The 19,967-nt window shown below is 34.8% G+C and carries 14 protein-coding genes, 1 tRNA gene and 1 riboswitch; of the genes, 2 read left to right on the top strand and 13 right to left on the bottom strand.

Going from position 1 to position 19,967, the window contains the following annotated elements:
* Positions 1-69: 69 nt before the first annotated feature.
* The 8 genes from ACFSAH_RS07325 to ACFSAH_RS07360 all read right to left on the bottom strand — a co-directional run bounded on the left by ACFSAH_RS07325 (position 70) and on the right by ACFSAH_RS07360 (position 7,838).
* Positions 70-510: a JAB domain-containing protein gene (locus ACFSAH_RS07325; RefSeq protein ID WP_379662061.1), complete on the bottom strand. Its 441-nt coding sequence runs from the start codon at positions 508-510 to the stop codon at positions 70-72.
* A gap of 251 nt (positions 511-761) precedes the next feature.
* A complete protein-coding gene (locus tag ACFSAH_RS07330; protein WP_379662062.1) occupies positions 762-1,658 on the bottom strand; it encodes a hypothetical protein in 897 nt (298 codons plus the stop codon).
* A gap of 146 nt (positions 1,659-1,804) precedes the next feature.
* The gene (locus tag ACFSAH_RS07335; RefSeq protein WP_379662063.1) at positions 1,805-2,461 is read right to left on the bottom strand and encodes a hypothetical protein; all 657 of its coding nucleotides are present in this window, start codon (positions 2,459-2,461) and stop codon (positions 1,805-1,807) included.
* A 107-nt stretch (positions 2,462-2,568) separates the two neighbouring features.
* Entirely contained in the window at positions 2,569-3,192 is a 624-nt protein-coding gene (locus ACFSAH_RS07340; protein ID WP_379662064.1) for a hypothetical protein, read from the bottom strand.
* Between the two features lie 983 nt (positions 3,193-4,175).
* On the bottom strand, positions 4,176-4,934 hold the full coding sequence (locus ACFSAH_RS07345; protein WP_379662065.1) for a hypothetical protein: 759 nt from the start codon (positions 4,932-4,934) through the stop codon (positions 4,176-4,178).
* A gap of 327 nt (positions 4,935-5,261) precedes the next feature.
* Positions 5,262-5,576, bottom strand: a complete 315-nt coding sequence (locus ACFSAH_RS07350) for a hypothetical protein (RefSeq protein ID WP_379662066.1) — start codon at positions 5,574-5,576, stop codon at positions 5,262-5,264.
* A 755-nt stretch (positions 5,577-6,331) separates the two neighbouring features.
* A complete protein-coding gene (locus ACFSAH_RS07355; RefSeq protein WP_379662067.1) occupies positions 6,332-7,606 on the bottom strand; it encodes a site-specific integrase in 1,275 nt (424 codons plus the stop codon).
* Positions 7,607-7,764: 158 nt separating this feature from the next.
* Positions 7,765-7,838, bottom strand: a tRNA-Pro gene (locus ACFSAH_RS07360).
* 201 nt (positions 7,839-8,039) lie between these two features.
* On the opposite strand from ACFSAH_RS07360, the gene ACFSAH_RS07365 reads away from it, so the two are divergent.
* Both ACFSAH_RS07365 and ACFSAH_RS07370 read left to right on the top strand, forming a co-directional pair.
* On the top strand, positions 8,040-8,477 hold the full coding sequence (locus ACFSAH_RS07365) for an N-acetyltransferase (RefSeq protein ID WP_379662068.1): 438 nt from the start codon (positions 8,040-8,042) through the stop codon (positions 8,475-8,477).
* Positions 8,478-8,585: 108 nt separating this feature from the next.
* The gene (locus tag ACFSAH_RS07370) at positions 8,586-9,578 is read left to right on the top strand and encodes a hypothetical protein (protein ID WP_379662069.1); all 993 of its coding nucleotides are present in this window, start codon (positions 8,586-8,588) and stop codon (positions 9,576-9,578) included.
* 92 nt (positions 9,579-9,670) lie between these two features.
* On the opposite strand, the gene ACFSAH_RS07375 is transcribed toward ACFSAH_RS07370, so the two are convergent.
* The 5 genes from ACFSAH_RS07375 to hepC form a co-directional block, all read right to left on the bottom strand.
* Positions 9,671-10,195, bottom strand: coding sequence for an OsmC family protein (locus tag ACFSAH_RS07375; RefSeq protein WP_379662070.1), 525 nt, complete (start codon positions 10,193-10,195; stop codon positions 9,671-9,673).
* 225 nt (positions 10,196-10,420) lie between these two features.
* Positions 10,421-10,525: riboswitch (SAM riboswitch) on the bottom strand.
* Positions 10,526-10,757: 232 nt separating this feature from the next.
* On the bottom strand, positions 10,758-12,440 hold the full coding sequence (locus ACFSAH_RS07380) for a RagB/SusD family nutrient uptake outer membrane protein (protein WP_379662071.1): 1,683 nt from the start codon (positions 12,438-12,440) through the stop codon (positions 10,758-10,760).
* A gap of 18 nt (positions 12,441-12,458) precedes the next feature.
* Positions 12,459-15,599 carry a SusC/RagA family TonB-linked outer membrane protein gene (locus ACFSAH_RS07385; protein WP_379662072.1) on the bottom strand — a complete coding sequence of 1,047 codons (3,141 nt, stop codon included), beginning with the start codon at positions 15,597-15,599 and terminating at the stop codon, positions 12,459-12,461.
* 24 nt (positions 15,600-15,623) lie between these two features.
* Complete coding sequence (locus ACFSAH_RS07390; RefSeq protein WP_379662073.1) at positions 15,624-17,771, bottom strand: surface glycan-binding family protein; 2,148 nt, start codon at positions 17,769-17,771, stop codon at positions 15,624-15,626.
* A 38-nt stretch (positions 17,772-17,809) separates the two neighbouring features.
* On the bottom strand, positions 17,810-19,891 hold the full coding sequence (hepC, locus tag ACFSAH_RS07395; RefSeq protein ID WP_379662074.1) for a heparin-sulfate lyase HepC: 2,082 nt from the start codon (positions 19,889-19,891) through the stop codon (positions 17,810-17,812).
* Positions 19,892-19,967 lie beyond the last annotated feature (76 nt).

Consider the following 19,967-nt stretch of genomic DNA (forward strand, 5'->3'; position numbering starts at 1 on the left):
AAATATGGAAAACTCTCTGAGTTTCCCACATTCCAACAGGATAGCAATAGCAATTCTGATTGGAATTCTTTAGTTTTGGGTGTAGCTAGCTAGGGTAAGATTACAATCCAGTATAGCAATGCCTAAATATTTCCCACCTCTTACAATCTGTTCCGTTAACCGTTTGTCCGGTTCACTGGGCGTTAAGTTACCACTGGGATGATTATGAGCCAATATCAATGAACAAGCTCCAGCTTTCAATGCAATACCAAATACAACCTTTAAATCAACCAGTGTTCCCGTTCTTCCTCCTGTAGAGAGATGGCTTATTCCCAAAACCCTATTACCTGTATTTAACAGGATCATCTTGAACTGTTCTATAATCTCTATGCTATCCATGTCCCAGGATTTCATCAATACTCCATAGGCTTCTTTTGCGTCATTAACACGTATCCTTTCCGATGCTTTTACTTTAGGTCTATAAACCAATTGAATCTCGCTTACCTCTAATAAGGCATTTTCTTGTTCCATAATTTGAAATGATTAAAATATTAAAGAATTAATTATGGAATCTGTATCAGCTTTGGGCTGAACTAAGTAAAGAAGCAACGGAATAAATAGGTTTGAGCGTAAATGCCACAGGAGCGTTTATGCCGGAATTTCTTTAAACGTGTTCAGACCACAAGCTTAAATTAGATGGAATGATTGATGATGTCACTTCTATGTTAAGATCACTAAAATTATGGCTATTATTTAAAGATTTAAAACCTTAATCTATTAAATTACTTTGAATCACTTATTCTAATAGATTTAAAATTAGAAGAGGTAAGAAATGAATTGTTTGAAAGATTGTTAGAACTAAAAAAATAAAACTCTAGATCTTCCTTTTTATTTAAAACTATATTTCTATTATCAATCAAACTATTAAGCAACTTAGAAAGTTCCTCTTCCAAATAAATTATCTTTTCAACACAAAAAGGGACTAGAACAATTACAGCTTTATTTTGACCTTTCTCTCTTGAATAGTAAAGAAGAGTATCATCTTCTGATTTCCAATTATTAGGCATTTTAATATCTTCTAATTCTTTTGGAAAATCAAAATGCATATTAAGTTTACTTACTATAAGACAACGTAAGCCATGCTTAATTGAGTTATGAGCTTCTTTATTAAATTCTTTTGCTATTTCTGAAAGGACTAGGGCAATGCCGTTTATATTACTTTCAGATTTAATTTTTTCCATATATTCCTTAGGAAAGTCACTGATTACTAATGACGCAAAATAAAATAGATATTGAAACTTAGGAATTACATTATTAGGTGTATGTAAATCTTTATTTAAATACTCTAATGCAAAATTAAAATCTTCGAATGATTTTATAAATTTATGTAACTCTCCAATCTCGATTTTTATTAAATAATTTGGTAAATCAAGTTGTGCTTCAATATTCTCTAGGCTATGTATAAATCCAAATAAAGTTTCTATAGATTGATAAAAAGATTGTACTAAATCAATCTTAACTGTTTTAAGGAATTCAATTTCATTTGTCGGAATATCCATCAAAACTAAAGCTCTTCTTAATTGCTCATTTCCCATATTTAGAAAATACTTTGCAGTTCTAGATTTAATCTTAAAATGGTTATTTAAATAAGCTTCATAAAATTGATGGTTTCTAATCATAATAATTATTTATTCCATTTTGGGTTTATTGTCCAAATTGTAAAGTGTCCGAGTACCTCAGCTTCTCTTTTATTTATGCAAATGTGATTTTATATTTTCTTTCCCTTTCGCGTAAACCACATCTCCCTTCTTGAGCTTACTCTTTATTACCATTTTTTTTTAATTTCTAATTTTAATCCTTCTAAAATATCAGAAGTAGTATAAATCTCTGAAATATCTCTCAAACCTTGTATGTTAAAAACAAAAGGGTCAATAGAATCACGTTCTAAATAAAACCTAAATTCTTTTTGATATTCAAACTCTAAAGATTTTTCAAAAAGTGTTATTTCTCTATTTATTTTAGTTTTATCGTAATAGCTAATGAAATTATGATTAAATTTCATTTTGTTCTTTTTGAAGTGGTTTTCCATTTTTGAAATAAAAATCTTTGGTTTCTTAATCATTAAGCAATGTGAACCAAAATTTTTTACTTTTTCATCTATGTTAAATGCTGAAGGATGCTTCCAACCATGTGAAGAAACACAATATAAACTATAGATATTCCCAAAGACCTCCTCATTAGAATGTTTTAAATGAACACCTAAGTGATTTCCTTTAAATCCAATTTCTGGAATATTCAAAGGTCCTGGTAAATAGTTATGGATTCTAATTGCGCCCTCATAAGAATCACCTCTTAATTCGCCGTCTTCTTCTTTTCTGAAATATTGGATAGGATTCATATAAATAGTTCCATTTTCATAGAGCTTTTTAATATTTGTCCTATTACCAAATTTTAAAAATAACCATATTTTATAAATACTCATTTTTGTATGATCATAAGATATCCTGCTTTCAATTTGTTTTGATATAATTTATTTTTAGCTAAATCTCAACAGCAGCTCCGAGCATAGATAAGTTCTTATTATTTCTTTTAATTAAGCAACTCAACTAATTGTTTTTTAGGATAAACTATAGATGCAATTTTAAAAACACCTCCAATTGCGGCAATAAGTCCAGATGCATTTATATAATCATCTAATTTTAAATCTAGTGTATGGTCTTCTTTGTTTCTGATAGTTTTTATAGCTATATAAAATTGATATTCTATATCATCTATTTTCTTGTCAGTCTTACAAAATGTAAGCAAATTATGTAGGTCATATTTTTTCTTGTTTTCTTTAAGCCATTTTTTATATTCAGGGCTATTTTGATAATGAGTTCTTAACAAATGTTCAATAATTTTGACTAAATCTTCAATTGCATTTTCAGTTTGACCTATTTGGAATAACTGAAGTGCTTGTGCTAATTCATTAGAAACCTTAATATCTATATTCTCGAACTCAGTGATTAGTTTTTCAAGTTGCTTTTTTACCTCTAAACTTAAATTTGGGTTTTGTTTAAGGGAATCTAAAATTAGTTTTAATTTATCCTCCTCAAGTTCTAAAATTTTTTTCATCTTTCTTTCATTCTCAATATATAGATACATAGCGATAAATAGTGCAATCACTGCCGTTAAAGAAATATATTGTATAATATTTTTATTATTAGATACCATGATATTTAAAACTTTAGACTACTGTGTAATCGAATCACCTCCATAACTTGGTTGTATATGTATAATTATTATTACTGTCATTCGAATATGTGAATTTTACAACAAATTAAAAATATTATTATTTATTTCAAGTAATTCCATCTCTATTTTCAGTTCTGAGCAAATGACGAGACGTATACGAGTTGAAACCTTTGAAGTAAAGCATCTGAAAGATGAGCTATAGAGTTATTGACTTAAAAAGTTAGACCGCTTTAGTTGGTTTCATGAATTAACACATTCGTTAAATCTGTTATCTTGAGTTAGTGCCTCCTGTATGATATCAATAGAACATTACCACTAAACTTAAATCTTAGGCACTGCCCCTGCTCGCCGCTTGCGAGAAGAGAGAAAGTCTTTGTCGGGAAAGTTCAAAGAACGACGACAAAATATGTTTTAACACAAGTGTCTGGCGTGTGTTATTGTTTAAAGGGGAATGAGCGTAAGGATTACAATAACCATGACGGACACGCAGCTTTCTCGAAGACGCAGGCGAGCTGAAAAGTGGGAAGCGGTTAGAATTATTAGAGAATGAACGGAGTGAATATCAATAATTCTAAGGAGAGCTTCCATGGAGCAACTCGTTTGAACATTGCAGATAGGATGACAAATCCTGAACGATAGTGAACAGTGGAGTTGATTTGTCTGTAAGACTGATCAACGAAACCGGATTTGGCAACCTATATGCGTTCTTAGTCGTTGCGGAATGCCTTTTTACCTATCATGTTTGCAATGGCTGAACCGATTGACACCGAACCCAAACTGAAAGTACCACCTTTTAATCTGTAGGGATTACCATGCCCTCTTCCTAACCGAAAGACTGATTCTTACCTTATCCCATCGTAAGCAGACAAAAAGTGGGTGAGGTAAGATATCAGGATTGAAATCGATGCTCAATAAAAAAGCCACATTGCTGTGGCTTCTTCTATGTTGTTGTAATTGGATGTTTATTTACAGTTGTAATCAACAGATACACCCCATTCGTATGGGTTATTTGTAGAAATACTTTCGATGTTAAAAGCATTAATTTTTCCGTTGTTATCCTTTGTATAAGAATAATTAGCTGTGTATCCTGAATTAGTGTTGTTATTCTGCTCTAGAATAGGAGCATTCTTAGGATGTTTACCAAAGTATTGATACAGTCTAAATGTATCAAAACCATAAATATTATCATAAACATTTGCTGCAATTAGCTTGTCGGTAATTACATCATTACTATAAGTAATGTTTGTAGTGTAAGAAGTGCCATTATTGGTCTTGACAATTTTCACAAGATTACCAGACTCCCAAGTGAATGATGTTGTAGCTGAGCCAGCTTCAGTAGATGTTTCTTTAATAAGATATCCATCGCTGTTGTATTCATATTCAAATGTTCCGTAGCGATTATCAATTTTAGTTACTCTTCCTTTATTGTCAAGTGTTAGAGTACTTAAATACTCATTGCCTGGATAGCTGTAGGTAACGGTTATTTTATCAGACTGGTACTCATATAAAAAACTTTCAAATGTATCGTTCTCTTCTTTTATTCTCCCCTGGCTATCAAATTTAATAGCATTAGTGTTGTTGTAAACCGAATTTCCAAGTCTTTCCACGGTTTTAACAGTAGCACAAGTAGGAATAGTTTCAGGTTCATCACCACCCTTGTCTTTTTTGCAAGCAACAAGCATCATCGTAGCAGTAAATGCCAACATTAAAATCTTTTTCATTAATAAATCTATTTGTTTTTAATACTGATGCAGGCCCGTCACCAGTGGTTTATAAATACAATAAGCGCAGGACTGTAACCTTAGATCTGAAGAAGAGGTCCTGAGAAAACCCAACGCAACAGATAGATTACGCCCCACGCTTATTGCATGAGACGTTATTCTAACTGTCCTTGTTTACGTTTTTGAAATTTCTCAGGTTTCTTCTTACAAGAACTTTAGCTAACGCTTATATCTTAATAATATGTAGTTATTATATTATGTCTGTTTCGTCATTCAATAAATTAAACTGCAAAATAAAGAGTTTTATGTAATATTAGCTAAAAAAACTTAGCATTCTTTAAGAAAGCATATCATGGCATTGGCATTCAGCCAATCCGCTTTCCACCATGCCCCTGTAGCGGTAAATACCGTAAAATCATTGGAATAGAATTCCGGTCTATGGAAATGCAGACCTTTGCCTGCCAATAGGTCAACAAAAGCATTGATCTCCTCCAGTTTCAAAAACCTTGCACTGGCCAGTCTGGCATCTTCAGTATAGGTCCCGTTAGGAATATCTTTTATGAAATGTTCCAATCCTCCCGGATATTTAGTCTCGAGTATCTGCTTGGGAACAATAAGTTGATAGAATTCAAAGAAAATCATGGTTGAAAAGTTTAAGAAAGTTATGAAATGAGAAAAGCCCCGATCGAACAGACCAAGGCTTTATAAAGAATTTGCAATAAATAGTTATCAGAAAAAAAAGACAGTGAATTTTAAGGGCCAAAAGATAAATATTTAGTGTCCTAAAATATATTTTACCCTAAACCCAATCATTTGGAATAAAGATTTTTGGGGTGCATCTAAAGAGTAGATGATAAATGACAATGTTTTGGGGAAATAATATTTTTCATGGATCCGGGTTCTTTCTCCTGCGTTCTGCTGCCCGATATATTATTCATTTCCCCAAAACAAGGGTAAGGGTATGATTAGGATTATACGTTCCGTGTGCAATATATAGGGGGATAGCAAAATAATGATTGGAAATTTTAAAAAAATAAAAAAAATATTTTTATGTCTTACAGTGGGACACTTTTTCAAAAAAATAAAATTTCAAGAATGCTGGGACAGTAAATTTATAGCGGCTTATAAAAATAAAAAAACTGTCCCAAACAACGGACCCTAATTTATCTTAAATCGATGACCAATAATTTCATGTCCTTTTATTCGGTTTTTACCATTTTTACTAGCTAGGGATTTTCTCTTACTCAATTTTCTATATAAAAAAGGAAACTTGAATAGACAATGATTTTCAGGGGTATATATACCTATATTTTATTGGCTAATTTTTCTTAGGTTGATTTTACCTTAATCAATATAAAAAAAGCAGGATGTATAAACACCCTGCTAATTGGTTATTATCATATATCAAATATTTTCTTCTCAAACTCACTAATAACTCCTTTTTCAAATTCATCCAGGTAAGTTCGGGTCTGTTCTTCTGTTTGATGACCTAAGGCTTCGCTTATATAGCTAGTAGCAACACCTGCATGTTTCAAATTTGTAGCATAACTATGTCGACTTACATAGGTTGTTAAGTTTATATTTGGCTCCCCTATTAATTTAGCTATTTCTTTCAAATCGGCATTAACCTTTTTTAATGCTGTTTTCTTTCTCGTATATTTTTGCTTTAGGGTAACATGTATTTTATCATTATATATTGGAAATAGATAATCTCCGTTAACGCCGTACTTTTTTATAATTGCACTGATATATTCGTTTATGGGAATATAAAAAGGTTGTTTAGTCTTACTTCTTATATAATAGATTTCATTATCGATAATGCTGTTTTTTGTAAGTCCAATAATATCTATAAAATTCATTCCTCTTGTATAGAAACTGAACATAAAGATATCTCTTGCCAAATCTAAAGCAGAACCTTTTTCCAACTCCAAATTCTTTATTTTTGATATCACGTTTATAGGTACTGAACGTTTCTTTGTCTTGTGATTAAGCCTTCTATTTACAGAATATTTTTTCTCTCCAAAAGGGTAATTATCTCGCTTAAACAAACCTTCTTCAATAGCAATATTGAGCAGTCTTTGGAGATTCCTAATCTTAACACTAATGGTGGTATCTTTATTCTTTCTCTCATATCGGAGATAGTTTTCAAAGGTTTCTAAAAATTTAAGATTTACATCTACTATTTTAGCATTTGGCTTAAATTTTAGTAATTGATTTCGTGTATCTTCAAAAATGGTTGCCAGTCCAATCTTATTCTGCTGCTCCAGATCATCAATAACTTTTGTATAGAATGCAGAGAGCAAATTGATTTTTATTTTCTTATCATTCTTATTCTCTGTCAGTTCATTTATAAACATATCAAAAGTAAAGTCGATATCCTTTCGTTGGTAGTCCTTAGCAAGTTTTTTAGCCCTATTTAAAGCATCTAATAACAAGTCATTTAAAATATCAAAATCTTCTTTTGATTTAGCAAACCTTCCAAATCCACCATCTTCTATAGTTGCTGATTTCCATTCACTTTTCTTGCATTTAAATTTGTAAAAAGAATGTTTAATGATTGTATTTACTGCAACGTATTTACTTTTCCTTTCATAGGTAATTCTCAAACAAACTGGATATTCTTCCTTAACTGTTTTTTTTGTGGTATTTAAAACAATTGATAATGTTACCATAACTGCGCTGTTATGACAGTAAAAGCACTTTTGGGATTATTTTTGGTGTAAACAAATGGTGTAAACATTTCACCAAAAACCCCGAAAAATCCACCTATCTTCCATTTCTCACCAAAAACAAAAAAGCCCTTAACACTTTGTTAAAGGCTTTTTCTTAGTCGGGATGGCCGGATTTGAACCGACGACCTCCAGCACCCCATGCTGGCGCGATACCGGGCTACGCTACATCCCGAACTGTTTGATTAACCGAGTGGCAAATATATAATATAACTTTAAATCTGCAAACAAATTAGAAGGTGTTCCTATCATGAAATGAATCCTTTTATTATAACATCTATAAATTTTCTGATCTATTTTATTTCTTAGCTTAAGTTAAGTGCTTTAGACATTGGCTCCCTTAATTTTGTATCATTCGTATTTAAAAGGATATATCATGAAAATTAGAAATTTAGAAAAACGAGATGAGACCGCAGTATTAAATATTTGGTTAAATACTTCTCTGCTTGCCCATGATTTTGTAGCAGCCGAATATTGGCACAGCAAAATAAAAGACATGAAAGATGTATACCTACCTAACAGTCAAACTTTTGTTTATGAAGAAAACAATGAAGTTATTGGTTTTATATCTATGGTTGATAATTATATTGCAGCTATTTTTATTGAGCAACAACAACGAAGTAAAGGTATTGGAAAACAACTAATTTCTTTCATTAAAGAACACTTCCCTATTTTAGAACTAGGTGTATTTGCTAAAAATTCAGGCGCAATTGCTTTTTACAAAAAACAGGGATTCACTATTATAGAAGAAAAAACAGACCAGGATACCGGAGAACAAGAACTGGTGATGCAGTTTAAAAACCATTTTGTTTAAAAAAGGAATTTATAACCCGCTGATAAAAAATTCATGTCATGGGGTAACAATTATTTAATTGGTTTTATATAGTAATAAATCATTGTAAAAACTTAAAAGATTAATACTATGAAAACGAATTTCACATCCAAATTAATGACAGCATTGATCGGTGTTTCTTTGCTAGCCACTACTTCTTGTAAAAAGAATTCATCAGGACCTGAAATAGATCTGGCCGCCCCTTCTGCTGCCAGTTTTCAGGAACTCAGAAAAAAAACCTTGGAAGACATGACACAAACCCAAGTTTTCAAAGCAGAAGATGGAATTAACTTCACCTCCGCAAAAGGCGTAGAAGTAAAAATCAGCCCTAATTGTCTGGTTGATGAAAATAACAACCCTGTAACTGGTAACGTAACTATTTCTTTTATAGAAATTTTTGACAGAGGCAGCATGGTATTAGCCAATAAACCGGTAATGGGTAGAAATAACAATGGTGATGTGTCTCCTTTAGTTACCGGCGGACAATACAATATAAAAATTATGCAAGGTAATAAAGAAGTAAAACCTGGTTGTTCTTATAACGTATCTGTACCTGCAAACAATACCGGAGCAATAGATACCGATATGCTATTGTGGAGAGGAACCATTGATCAGGAGGGTAACCTGGTATGGGACGAAACAGGTGGCAATCATGGAAAAGAAGCTGGTATGAATATAAATACTGAAAGAGCTACCTACGCTATATGGGATAATGAATTTGGCTGGACAAATGTGGATAGATTCTACAGCGATGCGCGTCCAAAAACACAGATAAAAGTTACCGTACCTTCAGCTTACAATAAAGATAATGCTGGTATATATTTAGCGTATGAAGGCGAGCCTAACGTTCTGGCTCAACTAGACACTTACGACATGCAAGATCATTTCTTCTCTGAGCATTATGGCTTTATCCCTGTAGGCTTAACCTTACACGTAATATTTATGTCTGAAAACAATGGTTCTGTTGCTTACGCTATCAAAAAAGCGACTATTGTTGCTAATGGAACAATAGCTATAGGAACTGAAGATATAAAAACAACTTCTAAAAGCCAGCTGATTAATATGATTAATGCTTTGAACTAATAATAGCTTAAAGACAGATATACAGATTTTTGATTTAGTGGTTTTAAGATGAGGCGGCTCCTGCAATAGGAGTCGCCTTTTTCTTGAAGGTATTAACCTACCAATTCGTGTTTACTTTGAATAGTTAATTTTCCCTGCACTTTTACAGGGTTAGAAATAATATCCAGAACAGGGCAAATAGCATCTACTTGTTGAGCTAGTCTTTCGAGTTTCTCAGGACTCTCATCCGATACAATAATTGTTTCAAACTCTATTTTTTCATAGCCCGGACGAACCGTACTGTCCAAACCTAAAAAACCTTGTAAATTAAGATCTCCTTTAGTTTTTACCGTTACGCTATCTAATTGTATACCTTTTAAAGAAGCCAATGCTCTGTATACAATTGCCTGGCATGAACCTAAAGAAGCTAGTACATATTCTACCGGATTAGGCGCAGCATCTTTACCTCCCAATAACTCTGGCTCATCAAACTTAAACTCAAATTGTCTTACAGTACTCTTTACACTTACACCTTCTTCAAGTACTGAAGTAGCTTCAAAACTTACTTGTGCTTTATCTGCATCTTTTTTTAATTCCTGAATAAGGCTACCTAATGATTGTTTTACGAATTCTGACATTTTTTAATAAATAAAATATAATTGAATGGATAATAACTCCTGAAAATTGCGGAATTTTATTTAGCAGCAACAGCCCCACAGAAATGTGGAGAATTGTACTTTTATAAAAATTAGATTTTAGTACATCTGCATACAGGTACTACAACAACAGCAGGTATTGTTAATAGTTACAAGGCAATCTAATTCTGTGTAGAATGTGATGTTTTTGATTTTCATGATGTCTCTTATTTATATTTTCCCCTCCATTGGGGACAGGAATTAGCACCGTTCAATCTCTTGATGGTTGCCAGTGGGTTATAGAGCCTGTCTCTCGCCACTTCTTTATAAATCAAGACTCTTTTTAGAGAGGTCTTTCAATAATTACGAGGCAAATATAATAATTTGATTGAAATATAAACCTAGTTTAGAATATTTTTTTCAGACAAAATCTTTTGCTGTTTAATAGAACAGTAAACACTCACCCGTATTGAGAAAAACTGATAATTGCTGTACCTATTTTGTCTATATAGAATAGAATTTAGTTATAAAAAAAGCCCGAGAAATTTCTCAGGCTTTTTTTATTTTACCAACCTTGGTTCTGATCAAACTGTGGCATAATATCCATTTCCCTTTGTGGAATAGGGAAAAGCTCATGTTTATTCTTTTTGGTATAACCTGGTGTTGCTACGGCATAATTTGGAGAACCTGCAGTAATCCACCATATTCCTAATCTTTGTGCTGTAGCTTTAACAGTCTCGTAATAAACGCCCCAACGTACTAAATCTAACCTTCTATGGCCTTCAAAAGCTAACTCAAAAGCCCTTTCTTTACGAACAGCGTCTCTAAAACCCTGAACATCTAAACCTGTCGGCACATCAGCTAAATTACTTGCCGCACTTACAGGAAGTCCGTACCCACGTCTGCGAACCATATTAATGGCGGTATAAGCATCATTTGTAGGTCCTTGTTTCCATTCGTTCAATGCTTCTGCATATAACAACAATACATCTGCATAACGTAAAACATACCAGTTAACATTAGATTTATCGTTATTGATTAACTTATTACTTTGTGGAACGTATTTTTCTGTATCCCATTTACCAGGAGTGTAGTTTTGCTTTGCTTTTTGAGCTTTTGTAGGGTCTGCATCATTGGCAGCTGCAGCAGCATCTGTTCCTACCCATAATTGTTTGGTGGGATTGTACTGGTAGTTTGCCACCGAAATATCTCTCCTTAAATCTTCTGGATAGCCTCTCCAGTCTAACACAAAAGTATGTACTACTTTTACGTTTGCAGCATTAGAACCACGCTCTCCTGCTATTGCTGTTGTTCTAACTCCATTCCATTTTCCTATACGTCCCACCGGATCAGAAGCACCGCCTGTAGCTGTTGGATAATAGAAAGAAGCTTCTATTAAACTTTCTGTCGGATTCCAGATACCGGCTCCTGAGTTTTTCCATAACTGCTCGTAATTATCCAGTAAACCATGCTTGTTAGATTCTATTAATATCTGAGCTGTTTTGGCGGCCATCTCCCATTTAGATGCATCTTTCACTGGATAGCCTGCCCATGTAGCATACACCTTTGCCAACAAACCTAACACCGAACCTTTTGATAAACGAAAGCTTTTATTTACCCTTAGTTTATCATCTGTAGCATACGGTAAATTATCTATGGCAAATTTCAAATCCTGCTCTATAAACTCATAAACTTTTACCGGATCTTCCTGCACAAAAGTAGCAGGTGGTTGTTTTGACATAGCCGTATTAGTCATTAATGCAATATTGCCATAACGACGCAACAACTCAAAATAATACAATGCGCGCAAGCCTCTTGCCTCTGCCATGTACACCGTAGCCAGCTCTTTATCTTTACTGGAATAATCAACCATTTTTTGTTCTAAACTCTCCAGAAAATCATTGGCATTGTAGATAGAATTATACAATGTTGCCCATGTTCCCTGTACTTCTGATTGATTGGGAGAGAAAGAGTTGGTAGGTATAATACGAAAATTCTCATTGGTACTACCCTCTACCTGGGCTATATCAGTACCCAGCGTAAACAAAATAGACAGGTTATAACCGTAAACTTCATCAGCTACCATATTACGATAAACACCCAACAACACATTTTCTGCTTCAGCAGCATTCAACATGTACTTATTCTTGTCTATACTTGTTCTAGATTCTTCAGCCAAGTAATCAGAACATGAAGTATTCATCATGAACATGGCCGATGTCAGTATATAAAAAACAACTTTTTTCATTTCTTCTTCGATTTTTAATTAAAACTGAACTTCTAATCCGAATGTAAACACCTTGCTTCTAGGATAAGCTCCCCAGTCCAGCCCCGGAGTCATTGGATTATTACCAGAAGTACTTACCTCCGGATCATAACCACTATATCCCGAAATGGTAAACAGGTTTTGTGCAGATGCAAACACCCTTGCTCTCGACATATAAGCTTTCTTAGACCAATCAACCGGTAAGGTATAACCTAACGAAACGCTCTTTAATCTTAAGAAAGAACCATCTTCAACAAAACGAGAGTAAACATCATTGGTCACATATCCATTTGTAGATGGTACTTTATTAGAAGCATGGGTAGGTGTCCATCTGTCTGCTACTTCTGACAACATATTACGTCTGCCCGAACGAGATTGGGTAGCATATAAACGAGTGGCATTATAAACATCGTTACCATAGTTAAATTGGAACATCACACCTAAATCAATTCCTTTATAATTGAATGTATTGGTAAAACCTCCATACCATTTTGGTATAGCATTTCCAATAACCGTACGGTCTTTGGTGGTAATTACACCATCTCCATCCTGATCTTTATATTTCACCATACCAGGTGCCAGATTGGTCAGACGCGCATTATTGGTTACTCCGTCCTTTAACACCAATTTCCCATCCGGTGTAGTGTTAAAATCACTATGTTGATAGATACCATCAAACTCGTAACCGTATATCAAACCCAAAGATTGTCCAACAATAGCTGCGTAATCATATTCTGTAAAATTGCTATCAAAACCAGAACGTGAATACATTGCATTAACTCCTGATTGTAACGATACCAGCTTATTATCAATAAAGGATATATTGAAGTTAGTTTCCCACGAAAAATCTTTCTTGATAATAGGTTTACCTGTAATGCTTAACTCCACACCTTTATTTCTGATTTTTCCAATATTCTGATATTGAGAAGAGAAACCAGTAACTTGCGCCAGTGATTGCGCTAACAAAAGATCTTTAGTGTCTTTAATAAAGAAATCTGTAACCAAGGTTAAACGATTATTCAAAAAACCCCAATCAATTCCCATATTAACAGTAGAAGAACCTTCCCATTTCAGGTTTTCATTTCTTAATTGTTTTGGCGTTAAAACGGTATATATAGAATTACCTATACCATATTTAACAGGATCGTACAAATCCAATGATAAGTAGTTTGGTATACGGTCGTTACCAACTACACCCCATCCTAAACGAAGTTTTAAATCAGAAATAGCTCTGATGTCTTTAATAAAATCTTCCTGAGAAATACGCCATGCTGCTGCAAAAGATGGGAAATATCCCCATTTGTTTTTATCAGAAAACACGGTCGAACCATCAGCCCTCATCGTTGCTGTAAACAAATATTTATTATCGTAGTTGTAATTTGCCCTAGCAAAGAATGATAAAAGCTTTTTATCGTAATAATCTGTAGATACTTTACTTGGTGTAGCCCCCACTCCCAAATTATCGTTTCCTAAATTATCAAACGGAAAATCCATGGCCTGACCTAACAAATATTCTGAACTGCTGAAAGATGTTTCCTGACCTAACATAATATCATATTGATTTTTCTTATCGATCTTTTTCTTCCAGGTCAGGTTATTGTAATTAGTCCATCTAACGTTTTTACCCATCTGTGTTTGTCCATAAGGTTTTTGTCCATTACGATACGCCTCTTTAGAACCATTTTTGTAAAACAGGTCATTACGTGTATTCGTGGTATTATAAGTCCCCGCCGAACGGAAAGTTAAACCTTTCATAATTTCCCAGTTAACAGAGAGGTTAGTAGACCACTGTTCCGAACCCCTGTTATTTACTACAGATTGTGTTTGCATTACCGGGTTTACCTGTGCCAAACTTGTTCCATCTTCTAACATCTCGGGGTCAATGGCTGTGGTCAACAATGTTTCGTCATCTATCTTTAATCCACCGGTAGGACGAGCACTCAGAATTTGAGCCAACATATTAAAACGTCCATTATCTGCCGTTGTACCTACACCAGATCTATTTGTTTTACCATAATTAATGGCAGCATCAACAGTTATTTGCTTTATTAGTTTTTGGTTAATTCTCATTTTAGCAGTAGTTCTTCCAAACCCGCTGTTATTGAAAATTCCGTTCTCGTCATATTTATTTAAAGAGAAATTGTATTTAGTATTTTCTACACCTCCACTTACGCTTAGGTTATGGTCATTAGACCAGGTAGGTCTAAAGGTTTCATCTTGCCAATCTATACCACCAACACCTATATAATCTTCTGCTGATTGATACTTGTAAGGATTTCCATTATCATCCATCCCTGGTTTGTAATAAGTACCAGCATAAGCGCTGTTTACATCTGCCTGTAATTTCACGAACTCGTAAGGACTTAGTACATCTAATTTATTCGCTATCTGACGATTAGTACTTGCTACTGAATAGGCTATTTTTGGTTTGCCTATCTTACCTGATTTAGTGGTAATCAACACGACACCATTAGCTGCCCTTGCTCCATAAATAGCTGACGCTGATGCATCCTTTAGTACTTCCATAGACTCTATATCTGCATTAGAAATAAAGTTAAGATCACTAACCTCAAAACCATCTACGATATAAAGCGGAGAAGAATCTCCGGTTAAAGTACCAATACCGCGGATATTAACATTAAATCCAGATCCCGGCTCGCCATCATACTGCGTAATCTGTACACCCGCTACTTTACCGCCTATTGCCGCCAGAACAGAACCTGATTTAAAACCTTCTACATCTTTTCCCTTTAAAGATGATACAGAACCTGTCACATCTTCACGTTTAGCGGTTCCATATCCCACCACCACAACTTCCTGTAAAAATGCAGTTTCGGGTTGCATCCTCAGAATAAGATCATTTTGGCTTCCCACACGAATAGCTTGTTCTATAAAACCTACATAGGTAACCATTAAAGTTTCGCCCTGTGGCACCTTCAATGAGAAAGTTCCATTCTCACCTGTTGATGTTTTACTGGTTTTGCCAATAACCGAGATAGTAGCTCCTTTTAACGGAGCCCCTTTATCGTCCAGCACCTTACCTCTTAAGGTTACCTGTTGTTGTGCATAAATATTGATACAGCACATCAAGGCCAAAACGGACATGATGAGCTGTTTATACACTCCTGCGTTATTTATCATATTATAATACATTGCTGTTCCTTTCTAAAATTTCGTATCAAACCATAAAACAATTGGGAATATTTGACCTCCATTATTTATGCTATTCGCCGCATTATCATTTGCAAATGTGATTTGCCCAGTCATTACACCATTTGCGGGTTGACCATCAGCAATCCATCTATTCGGATTAACCACTACACTATAGTTATTCGGAGCAACGTATGCTAAAGGCAAACTAAGATTATCTGCATTGCTATAATAGGAAACCGGGTCTTTAGAGCCATAATTTGGATTAACACCTTTTACAGCAGCATAGTTATCCCACAGAAGACCTAAAAAAAGATCTGCTGGCGATGGTGGATTAGTTAATTGCCCACTCACATGGTTACCAAAGAAATTATAATAATTGAAGTTACGTCTATAGTCCATAAAAAATTTGGACATATTGCTAATACCTGTAATAGTTGGTGCTACGGATCTTCCTCCCGAATTTGGATTGACTTGAAAAACAAACGGTGAATACTCAACCAATGCTTTTTCTGTACTATTAGGTACTGCTACCGGCTCCGAATTATGGAAAAAGACAGGTGTCTGAACCGAAAATTCTGAAGGTGTACCTTTACCTGCAGTAACTGTAACCATAAATATACCACAGTTTGCCGCATTGATAGTTCCTATCGTAATAACACCTGTAGAGGCATCGATAGTTGTACCAGTTGATTGCTGTATACCTCTGATTTCATAAGTTAAGCTAATACCTGAACCTGCATCTGTAACAGGAACTTTGCTCTTAAAGCCTGATGTAGCGGTACCCGCAGCTATACGGAATTGATTCGCATAGTTCTCAGCTGGCGTAAGATTCAGGTTATTGCCATATCTTACATACGTAAAATAATTAGGGTTTGCAGCTACAGTTAATGTAAACGAAGCTGTTGTTTCCCCTTTAGGATTGCTTGCTTTCACTTTTACGGTATAAGTCCCCATAGGAATGGTATTTCCTTTTACAGCGCTGATTACGCCTTGATTATTCAGGGTTATTTTTCCTTGCAATGCTGCAGGAAGATCTACAAAACCGAAATTCACTTCGTCTCCTTTGAAAGCGGCATCAGGACTTACAGAGAAAGCAACTGCTTGTGTAGCATTCTTATTTTGGTAAGTAAAACTCTGTATCGGTTCTATAAATTCTACCACATCCAGTTCAAATACATTGGCAAAATCTACTCCTGTCTGGTCGTATACATTTTTTACATTTACACTAATTTTATATTGCTGTCCAGATGTAAGCCCATGGTTTTCTGCCACAGAAATAACACCTGTCTGCGCATTAATGGTAATCTTATTAGTGGCCGGACTGATACTTTTAATACTGTACTGTACATTATCTAAAGAACCCTTTAGTGTTGGAGCCTTGCTGGTATAAGAGGTTTTTCCGCTTAAAGCCGACTCTTCTTCTAATTTACCTAAAGCCGGATCGTAAGTTAAACCCAATGGCTTAGAAGTAATATCTATTTCAACAGCATTTTCAAAAATCCCCTCATCTTCTCCCGAAGCACCTGTAGTCAACTTTAAAGAAAGCACATATTTACCTGGTAATAAGCCGGCATCTCCTCTTACTATAGAAATTACCCCTGTTGATGAAATTGCAAAGTATTTAGAGTAATCACTTTTTGCTATCTCATATTTGCTGATAGATACGTGATTTTTATCTGTGGTTACCTGTGCTGTTGGTAGTTCTACAGTACTGTTAGCATCAATAACATCAGAATAACTTGCTGTCAGCTTATTAGGTACTACCTGTATACCATCAGGTACAGGTCGCATCATATTTACAGACACGGCATCTTTAAATTCGTACCTGGATCCGTTAGAATAACAGCTGATAGTTAATTTATACAAACCAACAGGCATACCTGTAGTTTCTTTAATGCTGATACCTCCGTTATCTTTGTTGATTTCAAAGCTGCTACTACCCGTATAATCTTCTCCATCTAATGTAATTTTTACAATTTCAAAGTCGCCCGGTTTCCCTCCAATATAAGACGGGGCAGCAATAATTCCATTCATGGACGGACCTATATCGGTCATTCCCGTATAATAAACCGTAAACTCTGTCCCGTCTACAATTTCAGTCTTCTTACATCCCGCCGTAATTAGCAACAAGACCAATACCCACGAAAGGGATCTTTTCATTTTGAGTTTTATATTTATTGGTTCCATAATAATATTATTTACAGATTACAATTAAGATTATATTTCACGCCATCTACAGTTACTTCTAAGGCCACACCATTTTCCGAGAAAGGTTGTGTAAACACAGCATTCATTTGCACTGCCGAAGCCTGATTACTTGGATACAATACGGTTATATAGCGCGCTGTTTGTCCGGCACTTTTTGTCATATTTACAGAATAAGCTTTACGAGCCGCCTCTACATTTAATGCGTATGATACTTTACTACTAGATGCTGTTGTGGATAGCGCTAAATCAGAAAATGTTCTGATTGCCATATTGTTATTATCAGTAAAACTAGTGTATGCGCCATTTTTATCGGTTGTTACATTCACTTCGCTATCCGTTCCTTCGCACAAATTAAAATTCAGATTTACCGTTCCGGCTGCAGATCCAATACCTTCATCCACTAAAACAAAAAATGTTTTATTAACAAAGAACACGTAACGACGGTGTTTTAAATTGCTATAAGCCTGATTTTCTGTCGCTACAATATCCGTTTGTCCGTTAGAAGTCACCAATAAAGACTTTCCTTTCCCTGTTGTAATATTGGCTCCGCCCAAGGTCATAGTATTATGTACCTTGGTCTGACGATACCAATTACGGGCACTGTTATCTCCTCCTGTAGTGTAGTAAGCATAAACGCCTGCATCAGGGAAGAAATTACGGCCTTTATGGTAAAGCTCAAACGTACCATTGTCCAGTTGGTTATGGCTCCACGAACTGATAGGATCATTAGTATAATTATTACTAAGCACCATCATGGTAGAATTTTTATCCCATCCGTTCCTTAACATATAATATCCAGATGTACTAAATGCTTTTGGTGCTGAAGATGGCACTGTACCTCTTTTCCCGTATGTAGACATATAAAGTAATTCACTGTCATCCGGAAACATTTCGTTATACCTTACAAAGTTTTTATTCAAGACAGATCTTGTCCAGGAGTTTTGTCTGGTATCGTTAAAACCTGGCACATAATAAGGATATAAGGAAGATGATGATGCCACAAAATAGTGCGGATAGGTAAAATGCATAACCACCTGTGCTGCTTTATGCAGATACTGACTAAAGTTTGTCCCTATACTGCCAACAATTTGTCTGTTTGCATCAGCCAGTTTCATAATTTCATAAAAATCTGCTATAGCTGCTATATGGTAGCTCAGATCCAACTCAAAGTGCATTCCATCGCTCAAAAACTGTTTCTGTACCTCTGCACTCAGGGTCTGGAATCCTGTATTCATCCATTCAGACGCATTTTTAAACTCAGGAAATAACACCCCTGCATAAGCCAGTGAACTTCCCTGCGAAATCAGGATATTACCATCAGGATAAGGATATTTCACCAGAAAATCTGCATGCGCTGCAAACTGCACCATAAATTCAGAGAACCACTCTGGAGTAAAATTGATAGAGTTTTTATAGTAATCAAACAATTGAGTCTGAACAGACACACGTTCGGCAACCTGAAGCTGCCACCAGGTTGTATTATTAGTACCTGTTGCCGGCATCGGGTTTTGTGCTAACCAATCTTTATATACACTAATCCATGACTGGATATACTTTTCGTCTTTTGATGTACGGTATACTTTAGCTTGTGGCACAAACCATTGATGTCGGTGTAATTGCTTTTGATATTCGTCATCGGCACCTTTAGGCACAAAAGCCCAGTTTATTTTGCCAGCATTATTTAAAGAATAAGGCATTTTCTTCGCCGCATCTTCATAATAATTGTTTACAAAAAATCGGTAGTTATCTAAGGCGTAATCTGCCTTAAGTTTATCGTCTTCTGTTGCCGTTACGTTTATCAATGAAATATTAGGATTAACCACATTGGTTCTCATCCTGTAATATTCTAAAACAGCCTTTGCTGCATCATAATATTTATCAGCCTCGTAAAGTGCTTTTGCTTTTTCTAATCCCGGATAATCCAGATTAATCACTTCAAAAAGCTTGGAGTTTATAGCTGTATTTGGTTTGGTAATTTCAGAATCTTTTGATCCCGAAGTGCTTTTTTTAATCTGCTCTTTATTACAAGATAAGAGCGTAAAAGTTACCAGAGCGTAAATGAAATACTTCATATAGATTTATAATTTAGATTTTCCTTCTATCACTATTACTTATTTAATTAGGTGTGTTAGCTTAATGCTATAGCGA

The organism is Pseudopedobacter beijingensis (assembly GCF_042678145.1).
In the GTDB taxonomy this organism is placed as follows: Bacteria; Bacteroidota; Bacteroidia; order Sphingobacteriales; family Sphingobacteriaceae; genus Pseudopedobacter; species Pseudopedobacter beijingensis.